This window comes from Micropepsis pineolensis (genome assembly GCF_055392125.1).
Map to the genome: position 1 here is coordinate 124,631 of NZ_AP042408.1, position 22,405 is coordinate 147,035.

A 22,405-nucleotide genomic window follows, 5' to 3' on the forward strand; every position below is an offset into this window, starting at 1 on the left:
CCGGCGGTGTGCACGCCCTCCGCCGATGGGACAGATGACATGACACAAGTCGCGCTTTGGCAAATTGATGCCTTTGCTGACCGCCCCTTCATTGGCAACCCTGCGGCTGTGGTGCCGCTGGCAGCTGGACCGACCGCACAATGGCCAGACGACGCACTGCTCCAGCAGATTGCGACCGAGAATAATCTGTCGGAAACCGCCTTCTTCCGCCCCACCCTTGGTTCCGATGGCGAACAGCGCGGCCAGTATGATTTGCGCTGGTTCACCCCCGTGTTTGAAGTCGATTTATGCGGCCACGCCACGCTGGCCACCGCCTGGGCGATTTTCCATCTGGTGGCGCCAGAGCTAGAACAGATTACCTTTCACACCCGTTCGGGCGCACTGACGGTCACGCGCCAAAGTGATGGCCAACTGGCCATGCGCCTGCCCGCCGATACGCTGCACCCCTTTACACCACCGACGCCGGATTTTGCCGCGGCGCTGGGGGACACGCTGGAGGCACCGCCACCCGCAGAACTGTGGATGGGGCGCTATCTTACCGCGGTGTGGGAACGGCCAGCGATAATCCGTACACTGAACGGCCCCGGTACCAACAATCCGCAATTACGCGCTGCCAAAAGCTGGGGGCTGATCGTCACCGCACCGGGAACCGACTGTGATTTTGTCTCGCGCTTCTTCGCCCCCGACAAGGGCGTGGCCGAAGATCCGGTAACCGGATCAGCCCATTGTGGACTGGCCCCGTTCTGGGCAAAGCGTCTGGGCAAAACAACCCTGAACGCCCGGCAGATTTCACGCCGCGGTGGGGCCATGCAATGCCGTGTTGAAGATAGTCACGTCACCCTGATCGCCCCCTGCACACTCTACATGCGTGGCGAAATCGAAATCTGACGACGGCTTTAAGACGCGGAACGTGTACGCCCGGCGATCAGCGAGAAGGCCAGTGCGAGCAGTGCAAATGCTGCCAGCACGGCCATACCGATGCGCAAGGTAGAAACCGCAGCCACCGCGCCGATCAGCGGCGGGCCCGCCAGCATGCCGCCATAGCCCGCGGTGGAAACTGCCGCGATGCCAGCCGCTGCGGTCTTGCCCAGTTTGGCGCTGGAGCTGAATACCACGGGCACGACATTGGCAAGGCCGAAGCCGACCAAAGCAAAGCCCGGCACGATAGACCAGAAGGCCGGCACCAGCACGGTGACAAGCAACCCGAGCATAGCCAGCGTTGCGCCATAGCCGACCACGCGTGAACGCCCCACAACATAGACGATGCGGTCACCGCTGAAGCGGCCGATAACCATGGCCAGAGAAAAGGCCCCATAACCAGCGGCAGCCGCGGCCGGGGCCACCCCGAGGGTGGTAAGATAAACCCCGCCCCAGTCGGCCATGGCCCCTTCGATCAAAAAACAGCACAGCGCGATCAGTGCAAAAGGCAGCAACACAAGATCGGGCAACTGAAACACCATGCCCTGCTGGCCTTGTGTGCGGCCACGGCCCAGAAACGGACAGCCGATTAGCACCAGCACGCCAACCATTGCGGCAGCGGGCAGCATCAACAAATGCGTCGGTACCCCCAATGCCAGCGTTGCGGCACCAAAGCCGGTGCCAACTAATCCGCCTAAGGAGAATCCGGCGTGAAACGACGACATGATCGGTTTGCCCCACAGCCGTTCCACCGTGGCGGCATGGGCATTCATCGATACCGCCATCAGGCCGGAGGTTGCCCCCAGCGCAAATGTGCACAACACCAACACCGGCAGACTGAGCGCCAGCGGCGGCAAAGCGGCCATCACGCAATAGGCATAGGATGCAATCCGCATCGTTCGCCCGGTGCCGCCGAAACGCGAGATCAGCACGCCGGCAAACTGCATCATGGTCACCGCACCGATGGCAACCGCCAGCAGTGCAATGCTGAGTGACGAGGCCGAGAGGCCGAGCGCAATTTTGAGCGGCGGGATCGCGGCCGCCCAGGCGCCGAAGCCAAAGCCGTTAGCGAAGAAAATTGTAAATGTCGCCCAGCGGGCGGAAAGCGGCCGTATCGCCATGCGCATCAAACCATTGCAATATCTGTATTTATATAAGCGGATTTATAGGCGAAACTATGTCGCAGCACAGCTGAATAATGGGTTTAGAAACATCACACTTTTTGTGCGGGTAAGAAAAACTTTCTGTCCCCGGTTGACGGGGGTGAAACTAGCCATCATAGTCGTCGGTGGGCCACACCTCCCCAACGAGGTGCAACATTCTGTAAGGAATGTCGATATGACTGGAAGTTCACCGGTCGTGCGCCCTGCACGACCTTTTTTTTCGTCCGGACCTTGCGCCAAGCGCCCCGGCTGGACCCCTGACGTTTTGAAGGACGCCCTGGTTGGCCGTTCGCACCGCTCGAAATTGGGCAAGGCGCGGCTGAAAGAGGCGATTGAACGCACCAAACAAATTTTACGCCTGCCCGCCGATTACCGCGTTGGTATCGTACCGGCATCCGACACCGGTGCAGTCGAAATGGCGTTATGGTCGATGCTGGGTGCACGCCCCGTCGACATGTTCGCCTGGGAAAGCTTTGGCGAGACCTGGGTGACCGACGTGGTCAAACAGCTCAAGCTTAAAGATGCCCGTATTTTCAAGGCCCCCTATGGCGAGCTGCCCGATCTGAAACAGGCGGACTTCTCGCATGATGTCGTTTTCTTATGGAACGGCACCACATCGGGCGTGCGCGTACCGGATGGCAACTGGATCCCCGACGACCGTCAGGGCCTGACCATTTGCGATGCCACCTCGGCCGCCTTTGCGCAGGATATCGCCTGGGACAAAGTCGATGTCGCGACCTTCTCGTGGCAGAAGGCGTTGGGCGGTGAAGCGGCCCATGGCGTGCTGATTTTAAGCCCGCGCGCGGTGCAGCGGCTGGAAAGCTATACCCCGGCCTGGCCGCTACCCAAGATCTTCCGCATGACCAAGGGCGGCAAGCTGATCGACGGTATTTTTGAAGGCGATACCATCAACACCCCCTCGATGGTGGCGGTGGAAGATTATATTGATGCGTTGAAATGGGCCGAAACGCTGGGTGGTTTTCCTGCCCTGAAAGCCCGTTCCGACAAGAGCCTGGCGTCGATCGAGACGTGGGTTGCCAAATCGGACTGGGCGGCATTCCTCGCCACCGACAAGGCCGTGCGCTCGAACACCAGCGTCTGCCTGAAGATTGTCGATCCGTGGTTCGTTAAACTGAGCGATGACGAAAAAGCCGCGGCGGTCAAGAAAATCCCGTCACTGCTCGATAAAGAAGGCGTTGCCTTCGATGTCGGCGGCTATCGCGATGCCCCGCCGGGCCTGCGCATCTGGTGCGGCGCCACGGTGGATCCTGCCGATGTCGAAGCCCTGCTGCCCTGGCTGGATTATGCCTGGGCTCAGGTCAAGGCTGGCTGAGGCCACCCGCTATAATCCGTGGGCGGAGCGATCCGTCCACGGTCATCCCTCATTTTCAAAAAATCGCAAGGACAACCGCTATGCCTAAGGTCCTTATTGCCGACAAGCTGTCGCCTGCCGCCGTTTCCATTTTTAAGGTGCGCGGCATTGATGTTGATGTGAAGACCGACCTTCCCAAGGAAGAGCTGCTCAAAATCGTTGATCAGTATGATGGTATCGCCATCCGTTCGGCGACCAAGATTACCGCCGATGTGATCGCCGCTGCCAAAAATCTGAAGGTCGTTGGCCGCGCCGGTATCGGCGTTGACAATGTTGATATCCCCGCCGCCACGGCTGCGGGCGTTATTGTCATGAACACCCCGTTTGGCAATTCGATCACCACCGCCGAACATGCTGTGGCCATGATGATGGCTCTGGCGCGCGATATTCCCGCCGCCAACACCTCGACCCAGGCCGGCAAGTGGGAAAAGAACCGCTTCATGGGTGTCGAGCTTTATGGCAAGACCCTCGGTATCATCGGGGCGGGCAATATCGGCTCGATCGTTGCCGACCGCGCCAAGGGGCTCAAGATGCATGTCATCGCCTTTGACCCCTATCTGACGGCGGAACGCGCTTCAGAAATCGGCATCAAGAAAGTCGATCTCGATACGCTGCTGCAGGATGCCGACTTCATCACCCTGCACACCCCGATGACGGCCGAGACCAAGGGCATCCTCAATGCCACCACGCTGGCCAAGACCAAGAAGGGCGTGCGGATCATCAACTGCGCCCGTGGCGGGCTGATCGACGAAGTGGCGCTGAAAGCCGCGCTCGATTCCGACCAGGTCGCCGGGGCAGCGCTGGACGTGTTCCCGCAGGAACCGGCCAAGGAAAACATCCTGTTCGGCAACGACAAGATCATCGCCACGCCGCATCTTGGGGCCTCGACCGCAGAAGCGCAGGAAAACGTTGCCCTGCAGGTGGCCGAGCAGATTTCGGACTATCTCATCACCGGCGCGGTGACCAACGCGCTTAACATGCCGTCGATCAGCGCGCAGGAAGCCTCGGCGGTCCGGCCGTGGATCGTACTGGCGGAAAAGCTGGGCGCGTTTGCGGGCCAGGTGACCGAGACCAGCATTGAAGCGGTCGACATTGCCTTTGAAGGCGTACCGGCGGGTTTAAACCGCCGCGCGCTGACCCAGGCAGCACTGGCCGGGCTGTTAAAGCCCCATCTGCCGACGGTGAACATGGTCAATGCCCCGATTGTTGCCAAAGAACGCGGCATCAAGGTGAGCGAAATTTCGCGCGATCAGGCCGGCACCTATGACGGGCTGATCACCATCACGGTCAAGATGCCGGATATGAGCCGCTCGGTCGCCGGTACGGTCTATTCCAATGGTCAGCCGCGTCTGGCGCAGGTCAAAGGCATCAATCTGGATGCCGAATTTGCCCCGCACATGCTCTATATCACCAACGAGGATAAGCCGGGCTTTATCGGCAAGCTTGGTACCGTGCTGGGCGAGGCAAAGGTCAATATCGCCAACTTTAATCTTGGCCGCACCAAGCCGGGTGAGGATTCGATCTGCGTCGTCGATGTCGATGGAGAGGTTGCGGAAGCGGTGCTGGCGACCATCCAGGCGTTACCGCTGGTGCGTCAGGTCAAGGCGTTGCGGTTCTAAGCTGTCGAACATCAAAACGCCGAAAAAGCGCTTCATCGTTTTATAAACGGTGAAGCGCTTTTTTATTAGGCATAAAATCAGCGGGAAATTTCGCCCGTGGCGACCGCCACATGATGGCGGATAACTTCCTTGATGATGAAATTCAGAATTTTTTCTGCGAAGTCGGGATCGAGCTTGGCGTCTTTGGCCAGCGACCGCAGGCGGGCGATCTGACGGGCTTCACGATCGAGATCGGCGGCAGGCAGCTCGTGCTCCGCCTTGAGGAAGCTCACCGCCTCGGTGCACTTAAATCGTTCGGCAAGAATGTGAATGAGCGCCGCATCGAGATTGTCGATGCTGTCGCGAATATGGGCCAGTTCCTTTAAGGCGGCATCCTTTTCGTTTTCCGTCACCATCGCTGTTGATCCATGATGTAAGTGTCCTTTCGTATAGGGGCTACTCAGCCCCTCAAGGATTCTGTAGCATAAAAAAACGCAACGCCGCACCCCTCATGGCGAATTGATGACATGATAGGGGTGCTCATTTACCGGACATTTTTCAACCTTTTGCGGATGCAGATTATCCAGACTACTGATCCAGCATTCATCAAAAATAGAGCAGTAACAGGCTTTATACTTTAGGGCGAGCAGTGCGGCAGGCAATGTACGCCGCAACACGGGATTAGAAATCGGCTTATTTATTGCAATTGGCGTTAATTGTGCCCCCGGCCTGAGCACAACACCATCTACGGAATTCAGGGATAGTGAGACAGTCATATCCTGATGTTCATGCCCCGCAACACTGAACTTACAGCATTGCTTCATAAGATCGACAACAGATGAAACCGGCTTACCCTTATAATAGAATTGTATGTATTCCAGCTTCGCAGGGCCGGTACCGTCATTACTGATGGTCATACTTGCGGTGCCATCATCAGTGAGAACACTCACTCCTGCACTCAGAAACGGCCAGGAATTGGCCGCCACCAGTTGCCGTTGAACATGGCCATGCTCTATCGCCACAAACAATGAAATGGCTGACATGAAAATCGCCGTAAGGGCAATGGCCAGATCCAATACACTGCCACTACGCTTCGGTCTTGGACTGAGATCATCTACCCCCACTTCGATTGGTGGTTCAGACATAGTCACCCCCAGAATACGCTCCACAGATGAGCATAAAACAAAAACGCCGTTTCGCAAGAAACGGCGTTTTTTCGTTTACAGGTAGCGGAGCGCAGGAGCCCCGGCGACCACCTTATTTACCGCTATCAAGCAGATAACCGGTGGCCGCAGCAAACGCGCTGGCAAGCAGCAAACCCAGAATCCAAGCGAAATACCACATGGCTTACCCCTTTATCTCAATATTTGGCGTGGCTGTCGGCCGTGATCGTCTTTTCAGAGATCGTGCCGCGCAGGATTTTGTAGGCCCAGCCGGTATAGAACAGGATGATCGGCAGGAAGACGCAGACGCAGAACAGCATGATCTCCAGCGTCAGCTTCGAGGACGACGTATCCCAAACCGTCAGACTCATATCCGGATTGGTGGATGAGGGCAGCAGGAAGGGAAACAGCGCAAAGCCCGCCGTGGCAATGACGCCAAACGGCACCAGCGCCGAAGCCACCCAGGCACCCAGCGTCTTGCCGCTGCGCGAAGCCCAAACCGCCAGCGCCGCACCGACATAGGCCAGCAAGGGGGCCAGCCAATAGACCGGATGAGCCGCGAAGTTGACCAGCCAGCCGCCCTGAACCCGCGCCACCGTCTTGTACAAGGGGTTGGACGGGCCGTTTGTTACCACATCGCTGACAATGCGATAGGCATCCAGCTTGGTCGCCCACCACGCGCCAGCGGTGAACAGCACGAAGAAAGCCAGCGCCGCAAACGGCACAATCTTTTTGGCCCGCACAGCGGCAGGGCCTTCGGTCTTGAGCGAGATCCAGGTCGCACCATGCAGCGCCAGCATCGAGACCGAAATCAGCCCGCCGACCAGTGCAAACGGGTTGAGCAGCGAGAACAGTGTGATCTCCTCATGCAGGCGCAGATCGCTGTCAAAACCAATCGGCACGCCGACGAACAGATTGCCAAAGGCCACGCCGAACACCAGCGCCGGAACAAAGCCACCAATAAACAGGGCCCAGTCCCACACCGAACGCCACAGCGGATTTTCGATCTTACTGCGGAACTTGAAGCCGACCGGGCGCAGAATAAGCGACGCCAGCACCAGAAACATCGCCAGATAGAAGCCGGAAAAAGCCGTAGCATACAGCGCCGGCCAGGCGGCGAAGATCGCCCCCGCGCCCAGCACCAGCCAGACCTGATTGCCTTCCCAAACCGGACCGATCGAATTGATGACCACCCGCCGCTCGATATCCTTGCGCGCGACGAAGGGCAGCAACATGGCGGTGCCCAGATCGAACCCGTCCATGATGGCAAAGCCAATCAGCAGAATGCCGAGAAGTGCCCACCAGATGACACGTAAGATTTCATAATCCATTGTCATTACTCCGCTGCGCTGATGGTGTTGGGCGATGCGACGGTATGGCCAAGCGTGCCATCCGGCCCGAGGCGGACATATTTGATCATCAGGAAGGCATCGACGACGGCCAAGGCACTGTAGAAGACGATAAAGCCGAGCAGGCTGAACAGCACATTGCTGGCCGGGGTGGAAGACACCCCAAGCGCCGTCGGCAGAACCCCTTCGATCACCCAGGGCTGACGACCATATTCGGCCACCACCCAACCCAGTTCAGAAGCGATCCACGGCAGCGGCAGGCTGAGCGCGGCAATCCGTAAGTACCAGCGATACCGCTTATCGGTCACATCGCGCCGGGTGCAGAGCCAGTAGCTGAAACCGAACAACAAAATGAACAGCAGCCCCAGCCCGACCATGAAGCGGAACGACCAGAACAACACCGGCACATCCGGGATGGTGGTGGCCGCAGCGGCATCGATTTGGGCCGCCGTGGCGTTCTGTACATCAGGGCGGAAGCGTTTCAGCAGCAAGGCATAGCCAAGATCGGCACCATGCTCCTCCACCGTGTTGCGCAGCCCTTCGTTGGTGCGGTCTTTCTTCAGTTTGGCCAGCGCATCATAGGCGATCATGCCATTGCGGATGCGATGCTTAGCCATTTCGACCAGATCGTTGATGCCGAGCACCTGCTTATCCAGCGAACGAGTGGCAATGATGCCAAGCGCATAGGGCACCTTAACCTCGAAATGGGTGGTGCGATCCTTGACACTGGGCAGCCCCACCACGGTGAACGAGGCCGGGGCCGGCTGGGTATCCCATTCGGCTTCAATCGCCGCGACTTTCATCTTTTGGTTTTCGCTGGCGGTGTAACCACTTTCATCGCCCAGCACGACGGCGCTGAGCGAAGCGGCAAGGCCGAAAGCCGCCGCCACCGCGATGGAGCGCTTGGCCAGTTCAACATGGCGTTTGCGCAGGAGGTAATAGGCGCTGATCGCCAGCACGAAGATCGAGCCGGTAACATAACCGGCGCTGACGGTATGGACGAATTTGACCTGTGCCACCGGGTTGAAGATCACCTGGGCAAAGTCCGACACTTCCATGCGCATGGTGTCGACATTGAAGTGCGATCCGACCGGAAACTGCATCCAGCCATTGGCGATCAGAATCCACACCGCCGACAGGTTGCTGCCGATGGCCAGCAGCCAGGTGCACAGCAGATGCGCCCCCTTGGACATCTTGTTCCAGCCAAAGAAGAACAGGCCGACGAAGGTCGCTTCCAGGAAGAAAGCCATCATGCCTTCGATGGCGAGCGGCGCACCGAAAATATCGCCAACATAGTGGGAATAATACGCCCAGTTGGTGCCGAACTGGAATTCCATGGTGATGCCGGTGGCAACGCCCATGGCGAAATTGATGCCGAACAGCGTGCCCCAGAATTTCACGATGTCACGCCAGATTTCACGGCCGCTAACCACATAGATCGTCTCCATGATGCCGAGCAGGATCGCCAGACCCAGAGTCAGCGGCACGAAGAGAAAGTGGTAAAGCGCGGTGACGGCAAATTGCAGCCGGGATAGTTCGACAATGTCCATGGTCGTTTCCTAGCGGTTATCGCTGCCGAGCAGATGCGCGGCGGCAGCGGACGAGTCGGGATGCAGACGGTGGGACGGACTGAAAAAGGCGAAAAAAATCCCCATCAGAAGCACGAACTTGACGGCCAGAATAACCGTAATTTCGCGCCTGAGGCGAGTTCTTTTTTCCTTAGCCATTATCTTATCCCCCTAAAAGGACAGCGAATCACCGCCAAAGCGTGAACCGTCCCCAATGCCTATCACGGCGCCACACGGCGCCGGATACTTCGACAACTCGATAAGGTTTACAAACTGTGGGGGAATCCTATTAGGCGAGGGGTAAATGTCAACGAAGATTTGGATTAGACGAATTAAAAAAAGCACCTCACCCCAGCGTCCTTTGTGGCCACATCACACAGAACACAACGACAGGACAATGTTGACATATCAGGCAATCTGGAGCTGCCTATAAAACCGTAACAAAATGTAGCGAGCGTTTTGTTTATAGATACAACGCTCTAGCAGCCTTCATGACATTGCGTTTATATAACAAAGCCGCGATGAAACGGCCGGGGCTTGGCAATCCGTTGTAGGGGCTGGTGGCAACTGCAATGTGGCGGCAACAGGTGTTCGGCGTTGCAGCGGTGACAAAACAGGCCCTGATACGTAACGCTTCACCAAGCCCACGCATGGGAGTTGAGTTTGCCACGCTCGCTGAGTGAGAAAGAAGTTACAGAATTCCGTAACCGGATTTGTGACACCGCCTCCCGTTTATTCGCCGAAAAAGGCGCTGCCGGTATCACCATGCGTGAGCTGGCCGCGGCACTGAATGTCAGTGCCATGACGCCCTATCGCTATTTTCATGACAAGGACGAGATCCTGGCGGAACTGCGCGCCCAGGCCTTCGAACGCTTCATCCTGGCGATCAATCAGGTCCGCAGTGATTCGAACGACCTGCTGCAGAATGCCTTTGCCATGCGCGATGCCTATGTTCGCTTTGCTTTGGCCGATCCCAACAGCTATCGCCTGATGTTTGACCTGACCCCACCGGACATAGAAAAGTACCCGACCCTGCAAAGTGCGATCAGCCGGGCCAATATCGTGCTGGCTGGCCACATTCACGATCTGGTGAAGGCGGGCTATCTCAAGGGCGATCCCGAAATCATTGGTCGCACCTTATGGGCGCTGACCCACGGCATTGTCTGCCTGGAACTGGCTGGTAAGCTGGCCCCGGAAATGTCGGTCGAGCGCCTCATTGTCGAAGCTTCGGATGCGCTCTGCCGTGGCTTCGGACTGCAAATGCCCGCAGCGCCGTCTGCGTTGTAAACCGTCTGCGTTGTAATACGCCGCACGGCAGTCCCTTCACATTTGCTCCATTGTGGCACAATATAGATGTCGTTTTTGTAGCAGGAGATCTCTGTGCCCCGTGCCCTTAGTGAAAAGGAATACAGCGATTTCCGCCACCGTCTCTGTCATACGGCCAGCCGCCTGTTTGTTGAAAAGGGACTGGCAGGCGTAACCATGCGGGAACTGGCTGCGGCCCTTGGGGTCAGCGCCATGACGCCCTATCGCTACTTCCGCAACAAAGAAGAAATCCTCGCCACCGTACGGGCGCAGGCATTCGATCAGTTGGCGGACGATCTCGCCCAGGCCAACCAGACCGCTGATTCCGATCTCGATCGATTAAATGCCCTCCATAAGGCCTATCTGCATTTCGCGCTGGAAAACCCCACCCGCTATAAGCTGATGCTCGACTATGGCGAAGATGATGCCGCAGCCTATCCCGAACTTGGCAAAGCCCAGGATCGCTGCCGTCATTGGCTGACCGGCTATATCGACAGCATGGTTGCCACTGGCTACCTGCACGGCAAACCACGCGTTATCGCCTATACGTTGTGGTCCAGCATGCATGGTGCCATTGCCCTGCGCTTTTCCGGAAAAATCGATGCCGAATGTGATCTCTCGACGATTGTCGAGACGGCTCAACGCGCATTGATTGCCGCGTTCACTTCGGCCTGCCCCGAGCTTGCACCAGCCTGAGCTGCAAACAGCCTGCGACAAACCTGCAGCGGACCAATCAGTTTGAAACAATGCCATAATGATACCGGTGTCAAACACCCCAGTCAAAATAGCGCACATCTTTTTAAGGTATCGGAAACACTGATAAATCGATACTTTCATGTAACATGGCTGCATCGGGCGGATATTTTTTCCGACTGCGGTATTTTATCAATTCGCCAGCGTAACAAGAATAGCCTATAGAGCCCGAGGCCGCTGATACAAATCCTTTGGAAGGCCGCCAAGGTTGTGACGTTTTGGGGGCGTTTTATGTGGCAAGCCATTTGCCGGAACGTGCCAAAGTTCTGACTACAATCTTGTGCGTCGTCACGGGCATGTAGAATTCGGTAAACACCTTGCGGGCCATAATGCGAGTGAGGCGCGTATGAAAACTGAAAATATTGTTACCTTGACCATGAACCCGGCGATCGACATCGGGACCACGGTTAAGCAGGTTATGACGACGCATAAAATCCGTTGCCTGAAGACCCAGCGGGATCCGGGCGGCGGGGGCATCAATGTTGCCCGTGTGCTGAAGCGTTTTGGCGCTGACCCTCTGGCGATTTTCCCAGTCGGCGGACCTTCGGGGCTGATGCTGGAACGTCTGGTGGCAGCTGAAGATGTGCGTCATCAATCGTTCAACACCACGCACGAATGCCGTGCCAACTTCACCGTCAACGAAGAGGATTCGGGCGAGCAGTATCGTTTCGTTCTGCCCGGCCCAGCCCTTGGCGAAGAAGAGTGGAATGCCGGCCTGGGTCTGACGACTGCGGCCTGCACCACCGGTTACTGCATTGCTTCGGGCAGCCTGCCGCGCGGCGTACCGCACGACTTCTATGCGCGTCTGTCGCATAACCTGAAGGCTATCGGCAGCACAGCCAAAGTGGTGCTCGACACCTCGGGCCCGGCGTTCAAGCACGCCCTTGATGTTGGGGTCTATCTGGTCAAGCCGAGCCTCAGCGAATTCACCGACTTTATGGGGGTTTCTAATCCCGATCAGAAGTCGTGTGTTGATGCGGCCCGTCAGCTTGTTCAGGCTGGTAATGCCGAAATCGTCGCCCTCACGCTGGGCGAAGAAGGTGCCATCCTGGTATCGCGCGATCTGGCGCTGCAGGCAGCTCCCCCGCCGGTCAAGGTCAACGGTACCGTTGGCGCCGGTGACAGCTTCCTCGGCATGCTGGTGCTGCGTCTGGCCCAGCGGATGAATCTGATCGACGCCTTCCGCCAGGCCATTGCGGCCGGCACCGGCGCGCTGGCTTCGGCTGGCACCGGTCTGTGCACACCTGAACTGGTAGAAGAGCTGACCCCGCAGGTTAAGGTCAACATTCTCTGATAGCGGTCACATGTCATATTGAAACGGGGCCCGTCGGGCCCCGTTTTTTTTTGCGCTGTACAGAGAAAATCAGTGCACAGAGGCTTTTGAAAACAGGTTCATCACCAGCGCACCGCTGATGATCAGCCCCATGCCGAGCATGGCAGGAATATCCAGTTTCTGGCCCTGGAAACTCCATGCGATGATGGCGATAAGAATGATGCCGCAACCGGACCAGGTGGCATAGGCGATGCCGGTCGGGATCGTCCTTAGGCAATTGCACAGGCAATAGAAGGATACGGCGTATCCGCCGAACACGATAATCATCGGGCCTAATTTCGTAAAACCATCCGTCAGGCGCAGAAAGGACGTCGCAATCACCTCGCAGACAATCGCAAGGGCAAGATAGACATAAGCCATTACCTAGAAATCCTTATTCTTCAACAGATGGGTGGGGATGGCCAGACCAGCCCCAATCGCTCCCAATGTGAAGATCACCCGTAGCATATATTCAAGGGCTAAGACGATGGTCGCGACCTCGTTTTCGGGATGCGGTGCCGTAACCGCAAACAGACCGAGAATCGCCTGACTCATAAACGCACCCGGCACCATGGGAATACACCCTGCCAGCGCCATGGCGTTACCCGCAACGCCTAAACCTTCGCGTAAGATCCGCACCACACAACCGGTTACCATCGCCGCACAGAACGAAGCCGCTTCCAGCGTCCAGCCTGCGTCGAGGCCCAGCGTACGCACGAATAAGGCGAGCGCCCCGGCCAGCGCGCACCAGATCAGCGAGCGTGGACCGAAATTGAACAATACGCCGAACCCAGCTGCGGCCGCGGCACCAAACAACGCCTGATGGAGAAGATGGGGCAGCATCACAGCACCCCGATCACGGTCTGGGCGATCCACACCCCGACGGTGGCAAAGATCATCACCATCAGCACCGAAACCGCCCGGGCGCTGCCCATAGCAGGATAACCATCCATAATATCAGTCTGGGCGTTGGTTGCCGGTACGCCGGGCACCAGCAACAGAATCGAAGCCATCATCGCCAGCGGCACCGTATGGCTGCCCAAGCCCCGCGCTCCGGCCCCGCCCAGCCCCGAGCTGCAAAAGGCCACCAGTGCGGCAATGATATATTCGTTGATCTTGCGCCCGAGCAGCAGATGGCGGGCATATTGGCCGACCATTCCGGCCACCAGAACGGGGCCGAAGGCAGCCCCATCGATGCCGAGCAACCGACCGAAAGCCGCACAGGCAATGCCGACCGCCACCGCAACCGTTTCAGGCCGGTAGCGCGGTGTTTTCTGGACGAGTGCATCAAGGGCCGCATCCACCATGTGCGGGGTCATGCCACCCGCAGCCACCCGCACACACAAAGCGCGTAAGGCATAGTCGAGACGATGATTAACCCCGTGGCGGCCCACCGTAATCATACGGGTGATGGTGTTGGCGCCGCTGGAAACCGTGATTTCATGCGACGCATAGCCCGCGCGGGCACCGACGAATTCCACCCCCAGACCGCGCACGATCAGCCCGGTGCCCTCATGCACCACTTTGACCTTGGCCCCACATTCGAGAAACAGACGCGCAGCACGCAGCGCCACCATGGCGATTCTTTCGAGTTCGCGATGGCGCAGCAAAACGGGATCGACCGTCTCGGTCACAGCAGCAGTCATGGTGCCGCAAGCATAAACTTATTGGCGAAAAAAGAAAATTCAGCTGCGCCCGGCCCGCGCGCGGGTAATTTTTTCATAAGCCCCGGTGATCGAGGCCAGTTTATTGGTGGCCAGCTTGACGAATTCGGCCGGGACCCCGCGGGCGATCAGCCGGTCCGGGTGGGTTTCACGCACCAGCGCATAATAGGCCCGCTTGATGGTCTCGTCGTCATCATCCTCGCTCACGCCCAGGATGGTATAGGGATCAGCCGCATCGGGACCAAAATGGGCGGCACGGATGCGCCGGAAATGGGCCGGGGTGAAACCGAAAATCTCGGCAACACGGGCCAGAAACGCTTCTTCGCCGGGGTGCAACACGCCATCGGCCTTGGCAATCTCGAACAGCCCGTCGATGACGTCTTCCAGCAGCGCGGTCTGCCCGACATAGAGCTTGGCGATCTGTGCGGCATAGATTTCGAACCCGGCACTGTCACGGCGGGCAAAGTCGAAAAAGCGCCGGACATGAGCGCGTTCTTCTTCCGGTACGCGGAAAACCCGCTCGAACGCCTCGACCTCTGAATCGAGCACCACACCATCGGCTTTAGCCATCTTGCCGCATAACGCGATCATCGCGATGGCAAAGGTCAGCTCTGGGTCAGACGGCACCCGGTCAAACAGGAAATGCCCCGCCACCACGCCAAGCGCCGCGCCGACCGGTCCTGCAACCCAGAACCCGGCGGCAAAGCCGCCCAATTTACCCCAAACCGACATGCGCTCCCGTATCGAAAACCGGTCCGGGTAACACCTTTAAAACCCAGACCAGACAGACATTCCATTATGGTACCAAAGATATGGCATGGGGCGCCGGTGCTGCCTAGCCTTTACCCCATCGGCCAAGATGAAAAAAACGTTGGAATACGAGACGAAGCGATTGAAAATGACACCGGTTTCCATTAGAAGTTTGACATTATAAGAATCGACCATAAGAGGTTCTGGGAGGAAGTTTCCGGATGTTGGCAGCCGAGAAGACGATTTTCACCCCCGCCGCCAGGATTGCTCAGGCATTCGTCGCGGCACGGATCAACGCTCAGGCATTGGCAGATTTTCCGGGCGAGATGCCACCGGATCTCGACAGCGCGTATCAATGTCAGAATGAAGCAATTGCCATATGGCCCGACCGGATAGCCGGCTGGAAAATTGGCAAAATCCCGGATGCGCTGCAGGCAAAGTTTGGCTGCCACCGACTGGCCGGACCGATTTTCACCCGGAACGTTTTTCAAAATGATGGGGCAAGCGAGACCGCGTGTGGTGTTTTTGTCGGCGGCACGGCCTGCTTCGAGGCGGAATTTGTCTTCGAAGTCGACCATGACGCCGATCCGGCCAAGCTGACCTATTCCATCGCCGACGCCGACGCGCTGGCAGGCAAGCTCTATGTCGGCGTGGAAATGGCCGGCAGCCCCCTGGCTGATATCAATGCCCGCGGCCCCCACATCGTGGTGGCGGATTTCGGCAATAATGCTGACGAAATCCTGGGGCAGGAAATTGCCGACTGGCGTACGCGCACGTGGGAGGAGCTTACCGTTGAATCCTTCATCGATGGGATCCGTGTCGGCAGCGGCAGTGCCGCCAATGTTCCGGGCGGGCCATTGGAATCCTTGCAGTTTATCGCTGAAAACTGTGCCCGGCGGGGGCTTGCGCTCAAAAAGGGCCAGCTTATTTCAACCGGCGCTGCTACCGGTGTCCATGACATTGTGACCGGGCAAAAAGCTAAAGCGGTATTCGCAGGGATTGAAACCATCGCAATTTCCACTCATCCTCGTCGTGCCATATCGGTTGCTTAAAATTAAGGGGGTTGGGGGAAACGATGGCAAACCCGTCCGCAAGATCAGAGGCTTCACCGTAGACAGTCTTAAAAACGCCGCGTAGAAATATGTTGGGAGCGGTCCCAGATAAAAACAACACACCGCTTCGGGAGGATAAAATGGTAGAGAGTAAGGGGAAGACGCAACCGTCTTCCACCGCGCGCATCGGCAAGTTTCGCTGGTTGATTTGCGCGCTTTTGTTCATGGCGACCGGGCTGACCTATATTGACCGGCAGACCATCGGTTTTCTCAAACCGGAACTGACCCGGCTCTATGGCTGGAATCAAGCCGACTATGCCCACATCGTGCTGTGTTTCATGGTCTTCTACGCCATCGGCTATGTCTGGTTTGGCCGCATCATTGATAAAATCGGCGTAAAACTGGGCTACATTCTGGCCGTTGTCCTGTGGACCGGAGCCCATCTGGCCTGCGCCCTTTTAGGCTTTCTTTCGCCGGCGCTGGTGCTGTTTGGGTTCATGGTAACCCAGGCACTGCTGGGCCTGGGCCAATCGGGCAATTTCCCCGCCGCCCTCAAAGCCGTGGCCGAATGGTTCCCACAACGCGAACGCTCGCTGGCCAACGGCATTTTCAATGCCGGCTCTAATGTCGGGGCCATTCTGACCCCACTGATCGTGCCCTTTGTCATGCTGAACTATGGCTGGCAGTGGGCCATTGTCGCCACCGGTTCTTTAAGCGCGATCTGGCTGCTCCTGTGGATCGCGGTCTATTATGCCCCACAAGTGCATAAAAACCTGTCGCCTGCCGAGCTCGACTATATCGAAAGCGATAATTCCCCACCGGTCAAACAGCTGCCCTGGGGCAAAGTGATCTTCATCAAGGAAACCTGGGCCTTTGCGCTCGGGAAGATGCTGACCGATCCGGTGTGGTTCTTCTATCTGTTCTGGCTGCCACCCTACTTTATGGAAACCTACAAGGATCAGGTCGGCAACATCTCCGGCGTGGCCGCCCCGATCATCGTCATCTATGTCATCTCGGATGTCGGCTCGATTGTCGGCGGCTGGATGTCGTCGGCGATGATTAAGCACGGGCTGACCGTCAACATGGCGCGTAAGCTGACCCTGCTGATCTGCGCCTGCTGCGTGCTGCCGGTTGGTTTTGCCACCATGTTCCTGCACGATTTGTGGACCGTCACCTGCGTCATCGGCATTGCGGCTGCGGCCCATCAGGCATTTTCGGCCAACCTGTACACCATCCCGTCAGATACCTTCCCCAAGGCGGCGGTCGGTACCGTGTCCGGCATCGGCGGCACCATGGGCGCCATTGGCGGCATCGTCATGGCGCTGGGCGTGGCCAAGGCGCTGGCGGGTCTCGGTGGTTATTCGGTGGTGTTCTTCGTCGCCGGGCTGATCTACCTTTTGGCGGTGCTGGTCATTCACACGCTGACGCCGCGACTGGCACCAGCCAAACTCGACCTCTGAAGCCACACCCTTTCGGAACGAAAAAATCCCGGCAGCAATGCCGGGATTTTGTTTTGCCCCAAGAGCCGTGATAGAAAACCGCAAGCTGAAGGAGCCATGATGACCCGCCCGATCCTTGCCACGCTTGCGCTGCTGACCAGCATTGCCCTGCCCGCTTTTGCCCTGTGCAGCGTGGCCGAACCGGCCCTGGCCGACGACGCCATGATGAAGGCCTGCACCGCCCAACCCTCGGATCTGCCACGCAACAAGTGCCTCTGCCTGGAGCATGAGCTGCGTAAAGCTCTAAGCGCCGACGAAATGCGGATCGAAATCTTAGCCTTTGAAGGCAAGTACAGCGCGCTGCGCCGCAAAGTGGCCGACATGGGGCAGGCGAAGGCAGAAAATTTCACCAGCCGGGTCAGTGCCGTGATGAACGGAGCAACCTGCAATCGCTAACATTCCGGCTTTCGCGTCATTCGTTGCCGATTTGAAAACCATACGAATAGTTTCGGCTTGCGAGTTGTAATTCCTATCAGTACGCTTTCTTAGGAAGAATTGCCGGACGTGATTGAATACCGGAATTGGTCCGCGCTGCGTCCCCTTAAGTGCCGGAAACGGCCTTGCGCCAGCTGAACAAGCGTATCACAGCGGTACGGCGTCATGCTTTTAAGGGTAGGACCCGATTTACGTTCCATCGCGGCCGACTGCAGGCGCAATGGGTTTCTGATGCCCCTGGTGCAGCAGATCCTGAGCGCCACTGATCTTGGGATGAAGCCATGCTGACGCACAAGCAAATCTGGAGCGCAATCGACGCGCTGGCAGCGCAGAACCGCCTCTCACCTTCGGGCTTGGCGAAACTGGCCGGGCTCGACCCCACCACCTTTAACAAATCCAAACGCGGCGCCCCCACCGGTAAGCTGCGCTGGCCTTCGACCGAAAGCCTGTCCAAGGTGCTGACCGCGACGGGGGCCCCGTTGCGCGACTTTGTTGCCCTGACCGAAGGTGATACCAGCCCACGCACCAGCCCGCGTCTGGTGCCGCTGGTCGGCATGGCCCAGGCTGGCAGCAATGGCTATTTCACCGATGCAGGCTTTCCGGCCGGTGCCGGATGGGATGGAATTCCCTTCCCGGAACTGGCCGACGAACACGCCTATGCGTTGGAGATCTCTGGCGACTCGATGCTGCCGGTGTTCCGCGACGGCGACCGCATCATTGTTTCCCCTGCGGCAAGCTTACGGCGCGGCGACCGCGTGGTGGTCAGAACCAATGGCGGCGAAGTGATGGCCAAACACCTGTTGCGTCTGACCGCGCAGCGTATCGAATTGAAATCGCTGAATCCGGCCTATGAAGACCGGGAATTTGCCTTGAGCGACGTCAGCTTCATTCATCGCATCATCTGGGCCAGCCAATAACGCCAGCCACCCTCTACAACGAAAAACGCGACAGAACCCAAAGCTCTGCCGCGTTTTTGTCTGTAACGTCACTGAGGCGAGGCTTAACGCGCGCGCAGGGCTTCCTGCTTGGTCTTCGTCTTCAGTACACTGATCAGCGCTTTGATATCGCCGCCATGCTGCCCCAGAAAGCTGGTGAAATCATCACGCTGGGTCTGGCGCAACCACACCCCTTCGAATGAAATATCGGTGGCGAGGAACTTGCCGCCCTGATTTGCAAGACGGAAATTGACGATCGGTGGCTTACCCACGGGGGCTTTGCTCGGATCGTGCATCTCGGTCTTGACCACGCTTTCATCGCCGGTCAGCGGATAGGAGCTGATAACCTTCAGCGTCTGTCCGTTAAACTTGTCGAAATACGTACGATACACCGCCAGGGCATAGTCCTTGTACGCCGCTTCATAGGCGGCGAGATCGGCCGGGGTCGCACCGCGGCGATATTGGCCCAAGGTATATTCGGCAATCGACTTTAAATCAGCCAGAGAAAGCAGAAAGTCCTGAAACTGATCACGGCGCTGATCTTTCGATAACGCCTTATTGGTCAGAATGTTCATGCCCTTCTGCACATTGTCATTGACGAATTGTTCGGCTGGAGAAGCGGCCGCTGCGGGGGCAGCAATACCCACTGCCATCACCAGCGCCATCAGGCCGATAACGACCAAACGACGCAAAGCGGAAAAACCGAAAACAATCTCACGCATATGTCTGCACTCCCGACGGTATGGGCCTGACGTAATGGATAGCTAATGCGCCAGCCGCCTCAAAACAAGTTCTCAGGGATATGTTTACGGCAAGTTTACGCCGCCCTCTGCCAACGCCTCGTCATCCGCATCGATATCGGGGGCCTGTTCCACCTGATTTTGACGGTACTGGCGGTACAGACTGCGTGTAGTAGCATAATAATCGAGCGAAGAACGCTCAATCGCATCTACCGTGCTGAGGTTGCGGGCACGCATATCAACCAGCCCCAGCCCCTGACGGCTGACCAGCGACCAGACAAAATATTTGTATTGTAGGTAAATAGCGGGATCCAAAACGATGTCCCCGGCAAAGCCAATCACGTCGCGCGGGTTGCTCGGACCAATCAGCGGCAGCATCAGATAGGGCTCACCATTCCAGCCCCAGACACCCAGGGTACGACCAAAATCATTATCATGTTCGGTGATGCCGAATGCACTCGCCGTATCATAAACACCCAATCCCAGTGTTACATTGACCACCAGCCGTTCAACGGTTTCCACTGCGGCGCGGGGACGGGCCTGTAGCATATCATTGGCGAACACCACCGGCAGATTGGCCGTAGTCAAAAGTGTATGCAGACCTGCCCGCAACCGTTCTGGCACCAATTCGACATAGGTTTCCGCAATGGGGCGCAGAATAGTGCGATCCATACGCTGGTTCATCGAGAAAAAGTGACGGTTAAGATCTTCATAAGGGTCACGACTGCTAAAGCCATCGCCCCCATCCGGGGCGGTTGCACAGCCCGCCAGCCCCCCAGCCGCCAGCAGGACAAACAGCGCTGCTGCCACCGCCTTCATCATTCGTTTTCCAATCTTCCGGTTATTTCCAACCCTGGGACATTAAAGTTTAAGCCCTGAAAGCATTCCCGTCTTGCCTGACGTCGCCATACCATATAAAGATATGTTTATATGTGCTGAAGGTTAGGTATGGATAAACTCGTCTCCATGTTGCGCGCCGCCGGCGATCCGACGCGACTGCGCCTGTTACTGCTGCTACGCCAGGCCGAACTGACGGTAAGCGAACTGATCGAAATCGTCGGGCAAAGCCAACCACGGGTCTCGCGCCATCTGAAATTGTTATGCGAAGCGGGGTTACTGGAGCGTTTCAAGGAAGGTAGCTGGGTGTTCCACCGCGCCGTCGATGAAGGCGATGGTGCCGCGCTCGGCCAGTTGCTCGCCAGCTTAGTGACCGAAGAGGACGGGCTGTATGCCCTCGACCGCCAGCGTCTGGCCGGGGTGCGGGCGGAACGCGCCCACCAGGCAGCAGATTTTTTCAAGGCCAATGCCGCCGAATGGAATCGCATCCGCGCCCTGTATGCCCCGGAGCAGGCCGTCGAAGCCGCCATTCTGCGCCATTTATCCGACCGCCATATCGACATGCTGCTGGATGCCGGCACCGGCACCGGTCGCATGCTGGAACTGGCCGCCCCCCTTGCACGCCGCGCTATCGGCATCGACGCCAGTTCAGAAATGCTGGCGATTGCCCGCGATAAGCTGGCCAGGCCGGAACTGGCCCATTGTCAGGTGCGCCTCGGCGACATCTGCCAACTGCCGTTCAGCAACGGTGCGGCGGAAAACGGCTTTGATGCCGTGCTGATCCATCAGGTGCTGCATTATCTCGAGAACCCCGCAGCCGCGGTGGCCGAGGCCGCGCGGGTTCTGCGCCCCAACGGGCGGCTGATCATTGCCGATTTTGCTCCCCATACGCTGGAATTCCTGCGCGAGGAATATGCCCATCGCCGCCTTGGTTTTGCCGACAAAGAGGTCGCGGGCTGGTTCCACAGTGCGGGCCTGCGCGTGGCCCCGGCCGAGGCGATCGCCCCCGATGCCGCGGGGACAGCGAGTGACAGCACCGAAAAACTCACCGTCAAAATCTGGCTCGCCGAAAAGCCCAAAAGCCCCGCCTCAGCCGCTGCGCAAAAGGAGATCTTATGAGTCTGGAAAAACTGATCACCCGTCGGCGCGCCATCGCCATATCGTTCGAATTCTTTCCGCCCAAAACGGCAGAGATGGAACAGCAGCTCTGGACGGCGGTCAAACGGCTCGAACCGCTCAACCCGGACTTTGTTTCGGTTACCTATGGCGCAGGCGGCTCGACCCGCGAACGCACCCACGCCACGGTCAAACGGCTGGTCGACGAAACCAGCATGAAGCCCGCCGCGCATCTGACCTGTGTGGCAGCATCGAAGGAAGAAGTTAATCGCGTTGCCCGGGCCTATTGGGATGCCGGGGTGCGCCATATTGTGGCCTTACGCGGTGATATGCCGGATTTCACCCCCTATCGTCCGCACCCGGAAGGTTATGCCTCGACCGCCGATCTGGTGGCGGGCCTTAAAGCCATTGCCCCGTTCGAGATCTCGGTATCGTGCTATCCCGAACGCCACCCGGAATCGCCCAACATTGCCCATGATATCGAGCTGCTCAAGCGCAAGGTCGATGCCGGTGCCAGTCGTGCCATCACCCAGTTCTGCTTTGATGCCGATGCGCTGGCACGCTTGCGTGATGCCGCCGCCGCGGCCGGGATTTTTGTGCCGATCCTGCCCGCCCTGATGCCGACCTCGAATTTCAAGGGTTTGGTGCGCATGTCGGCCAAATGTGGCACGTCGATCCCGGACTGGATGCACAAGGTCTATGCCGGGCTTGAAGACGACGCTGAAAGCCGCCGCATCATCGCCGCGACCGTGATGACCGACGAGATTGAGCTGCTCTCTACACGGGGCTTTAACCAGTTTCACTTCTATACCCTCAATCAGGCCGATCTGACCTATGCGGTCTGCCGTCTGCTGGGGCTATAATCATCTGGCCCCG

25 protein-coding genes are annotated in these 22,405 nt (G+C 58.0%); 12 read left to right on the forward strand and 13 right to left on the reverse strand.

Annotation, left to right across the window (positions count from 1 at the left end):
• Positions 1-39 precede the first annotated feature (39 nt).
• The gene (locus ACZ5RI_RS00510; RefSeq protein WP_464514160.1) at positions 40-888 is read left to right on the forward strand and encodes a PhzF family phenazine biosynthesis protein; all 849 of its coding nucleotides are present in this window, start codon (positions 40-42) and stop codon (positions 886-888) included.
• Positions 889-896: 8 nt separating this feature from the next.
• On the opposite strand, the gene ACZ5RI_RS00515 is transcribed toward ACZ5RI_RS00510, so the two are convergent.
• Entirely contained in the window at positions 897-2,039 is a 1,143-nt protein-coding gene (locus ACZ5RI_RS00515) for an MFS transporter (RefSeq protein WP_464514161.1), read from the reverse strand.
• Between the two features lie 217 nt (positions 2,040-2,256).
• On the opposite strand from ACZ5RI_RS00515, the gene ACZ5RI_RS00520 reads away from it, so the two are divergent.
• Entirely contained in the window at positions 2,257-3,414 is a 1,158-nt protein-coding gene (locus ACZ5RI_RS00520) for a phosphoserine transaminase (RefSeq protein WP_464514162.1), read from the forward strand.
• An 80-nt stretch (positions 3,415-3,494) separates the two neighbouring features.
• Positions 3,495-5,072, forward strand: a complete 1,578-nt coding sequence (gene serA, locus ACZ5RI_RS00525) for a phosphoglycerate dehydrogenase (protein WP_464514163.1) — start codon at positions 3,495-3,497, stop codon at positions 5,070-5,072.
• Between the two features lie 77 nt (positions 5,073-5,149).
• Here serA and ACZ5RI_RS00530 read toward each other — a convergent pair whose 3' ends face one another.
• The 6 genes from ACZ5RI_RS00530 to cydP form a co-directional block, all read right to left on the reverse strand.
• Complete coding sequence (locus ACZ5RI_RS00530) at positions 5,150-5,467, reverse strand: chorismate mutase (RefSeq protein ID WP_464514164.1); 318 nt, start codon at positions 5,465-5,467, stop codon at positions 5,150-5,152.
• A 93-nt stretch (positions 5,468-5,560) separates the two neighbouring features.
• Complete coding sequence (locus tag ACZ5RI_RS00535; protein ID WP_464514165.1) at positions 5,561-6,196, reverse strand: hypothetical protein; 636 nt, start codon at positions 6,194-6,196, stop codon at positions 5,561-5,563.
• A gap of 112 nt (positions 6,197-6,308) precedes the next feature.
• Positions 6,309-6,395 (reverse strand): cytochrome bd-I oxidase subunit CydX, encoded by an 87-nt coding sequence (gene cydX / locus ACZ5RI_RS00540; protein WP_464515515.1) that lies wholly within the window; start codon positions 6,393-6,395, stop codon positions 6,309-6,311.
• A 16-nt stretch (positions 6,396-6,411) separates the two neighbouring features.
• Positions 6,412-7,545: a cytochrome d ubiquinol oxidase subunit II gene (gene cydB, locus ACZ5RI_RS00545; protein WP_464514166.1), complete on the reverse strand. Its 1,134-nt coding sequence runs from the start codon at positions 7,543-7,545 to the stop codon at positions 6,412-6,414.
• 5 nt (positions 7,546-7,550) lie between these two features.
• Complete coding sequence (locus tag ACZ5RI_RS00550) at positions 7,551-9,113, reverse strand: cytochrome ubiquinol oxidase subunit I (protein WP_464514167.1); 1,563 nt, start codon at positions 9,111-9,113, stop codon at positions 7,551-7,553.
• Positions 9,114-9,122: 9 nt separating this feature from the next.
• Positions 9,123-9,290 (reverse strand): cytochrome oxidase putative small subunit CydP, encoded by a 168-nt coding sequence (gene cydP / locus ACZ5RI_RS00555; protein ID WP_464514168.1) that lies wholly within the window; start codon positions 9,288-9,290, stop codon positions 9,123-9,125.
• 504 nt (positions 9,291-9,794) lie between these two features.
• On the opposite strand from cydP, the gene ACZ5RI_RS00560 reads away from it, so the two are divergent.
• The 3 genes from ACZ5RI_RS00560 (at position 9,795) to ACZ5RI_RS00570 (ending at position 12,483) form a co-directional block, all read left to right on the forward strand.
• Entirely contained in the window at positions 9,795-10,418 is a 624-nt protein-coding gene (locus ACZ5RI_RS00560) for a TetR/AcrR family transcriptional regulator (RefSeq protein WP_464514169.1), read from the forward strand.
• 93 nt (positions 10,419-10,511) lie between these two features.
• Positions 10,512-11,132: a TetR/AcrR family transcriptional regulator gene (locus ACZ5RI_RS00565; protein ID WP_464514170.1), complete on the forward strand. Its 621-nt coding sequence runs from the start codon at positions 10,512-10,514 to the stop codon at positions 11,130-11,132.
• A gap of 403 nt (positions 11,133-11,535) precedes the next feature.
• Positions 11,536-12,483: a 1-phosphofructokinase family hexose kinase gene (locus ACZ5RI_RS00570; protein WP_464514171.1), complete on the forward strand. Its 948-nt coding sequence runs from the start codon at positions 11,536-11,538 to the stop codon at positions 12,481-12,483.
• A 69-nt stretch (positions 12,484-12,552) separates the two neighbouring features.
• Here ACZ5RI_RS00570 and ACZ5RI_RS00575 read toward each other — a convergent pair whose 3' ends face one another.
• The 4 genes from ACZ5RI_RS00575 to ACZ5RI_RS00590 are packed head-to-tail and all read right to left on the reverse strand — an operon-like array spanning position 12,553 to position 14,897.
• Positions 12,553-12,882: an SMR family transporter gene (locus ACZ5RI_RS00575; protein WP_464514172.1), complete on the reverse strand. Its 330-nt coding sequence runs from the start codon at positions 12,880-12,882 to the stop codon at positions 12,553-12,555.
• 3 nt (positions 12,883-12,885) lie between these two features.
• Positions 12,886-13,344 carry a threonine/serine exporter family protein gene (locus ACZ5RI_RS00580; protein WP_464514173.1) on the reverse strand — a complete coding sequence of 153 codons (459 nt, stop codon included), beginning with the start codon at positions 13,342-13,344 and terminating at the stop codon, positions 12,886-12,888.
• Positions 13,344-14,147 (reverse strand): threonine/serine exporter family protein, encoded by an 804-nt coding sequence (locus ACZ5RI_RS00585; RefSeq protein WP_464514174.1) that lies wholly within the window; start codon positions 14,145-14,147, stop codon positions 13,344-13,346. Before ACZ5RI_RS00585 ends, ACZ5RI_RS00580 begins: the two co-directional genes overlap by 1 nt.
• Positions 14,148-14,186: 39 nt before the next feature.
• Positions 14,187-14,897, reverse strand: a complete 711-nt coding sequence (locus ACZ5RI_RS00590; RefSeq protein WP_464514175.1) for a TerB family tellurite resistance protein — start codon at positions 14,895-14,897, stop codon at positions 14,187-14,189.
• A 239-nt stretch (positions 14,898-15,136) separates the two neighbouring features.
• Here ACZ5RI_RS00590 and ACZ5RI_RS00595 point away from each other — a divergent pair, with 239 nt between their 5' ends.
• The 4 genes from ACZ5RI_RS00595 to ACZ5RI_RS00610 all read left to right on the forward strand — a co-directional run bounded on the left by ACZ5RI_RS00595 (position 15,137) and on the right by ACZ5RI_RS00610 (position 18,818).
• The gene (locus ACZ5RI_RS00595; protein WP_464514176.1) at positions 15,137-15,967 is read left to right on the forward strand and encodes a 2-keto-4-pentenoate hydratase; all 831 of its coding nucleotides are present in this window, start codon (positions 15,137-15,139) and stop codon (positions 15,965-15,967) included.
• Positions 15,968-16,107: 140 nt separating this feature from the next.
• Positions 16,108-17,427 (forward strand): MFS transporter, encoded by a 1,320-nt coding sequence (locus tag ACZ5RI_RS00600; protein WP_464514177.1) that lies wholly within the window; start codon positions 16,108-16,110, stop codon positions 17,425-17,427.
• Between the two features lie 96 nt (positions 17,428-17,523).
• Positions 17,524-17,862, forward strand: coding sequence for a hypothetical protein (locus ACZ5RI_RS00605; RefSeq protein ID WP_464514178.1), 339 nt, complete (start codon positions 17,524-17,526; stop codon positions 17,860-17,862).
• A gap of 320 nt (positions 17,863-18,182) precedes the next feature.
• On the forward strand, positions 18,183-18,818 hold the full coding sequence (locus ACZ5RI_RS00610; protein ID WP_464514179.1) for a S24 family peptidase: 636 nt from the start codon (positions 18,183-18,185) through the stop codon (positions 18,816-18,818).
• Between the two features lie 83 nt (positions 18,819-18,901).
• On the opposite strand, the gene ACZ5RI_RS00615 is transcribed toward ACZ5RI_RS00610, so the two are convergent.
• Together ACZ5RI_RS00615 and ACZ5RI_RS00620 are read right to left on the reverse strand one after the other, a co-directional pair.
• On the reverse strand, positions 18,902-19,558 hold the full coding sequence (locus tag ACZ5RI_RS00615) for an MlaC/ttg2D family ABC transporter substrate-binding protein (protein WP_464514180.1): 657 nt from the start codon (positions 19,556-19,558) through the stop codon (positions 18,902-18,904).
• Positions 19,559-19,642: 84 nt separating this feature from the next.
• Positions 19,643-20,398 (reverse strand): MlaA family lipoprotein, encoded by a 756-nt coding sequence (locus ACZ5RI_RS00620; RefSeq protein ID WP_464514181.1) that lies wholly within the window; start codon positions 20,396-20,398, stop codon positions 19,643-19,645.
• A gap of 126 nt (positions 20,399-20,524) precedes the next feature.
• Between ACZ5RI_RS00620 and ACZ5RI_RS00625 the strand changes: the two genes are divergently transcribed.
• A complete protein-coding gene (locus ACZ5RI_RS00625) occupies positions 20,525-21,532 on the forward strand; it encodes an ArsR/SmtB family transcription factor (RefSeq protein WP_464514182.1) in 1,008 nt (335 codons plus the stop codon).
• The gene (gene metF, locus ACZ5RI_RS00630) at positions 21,529-22,392 is read left to right on the forward strand and encodes a methylenetetrahydrofolate reductase [NAD(P)H] (RefSeq protein WP_464514183.1); all 864 of its coding nucleotides are present in this window, start codon (positions 21,529-21,531) and stop codon (positions 22,390-22,392) included. Before ACZ5RI_RS00625 ends, metF begins: the two co-directional genes overlap by 4 nt.
• Positions 22,393-22,405: the final 13 nt, after the last annotated feature.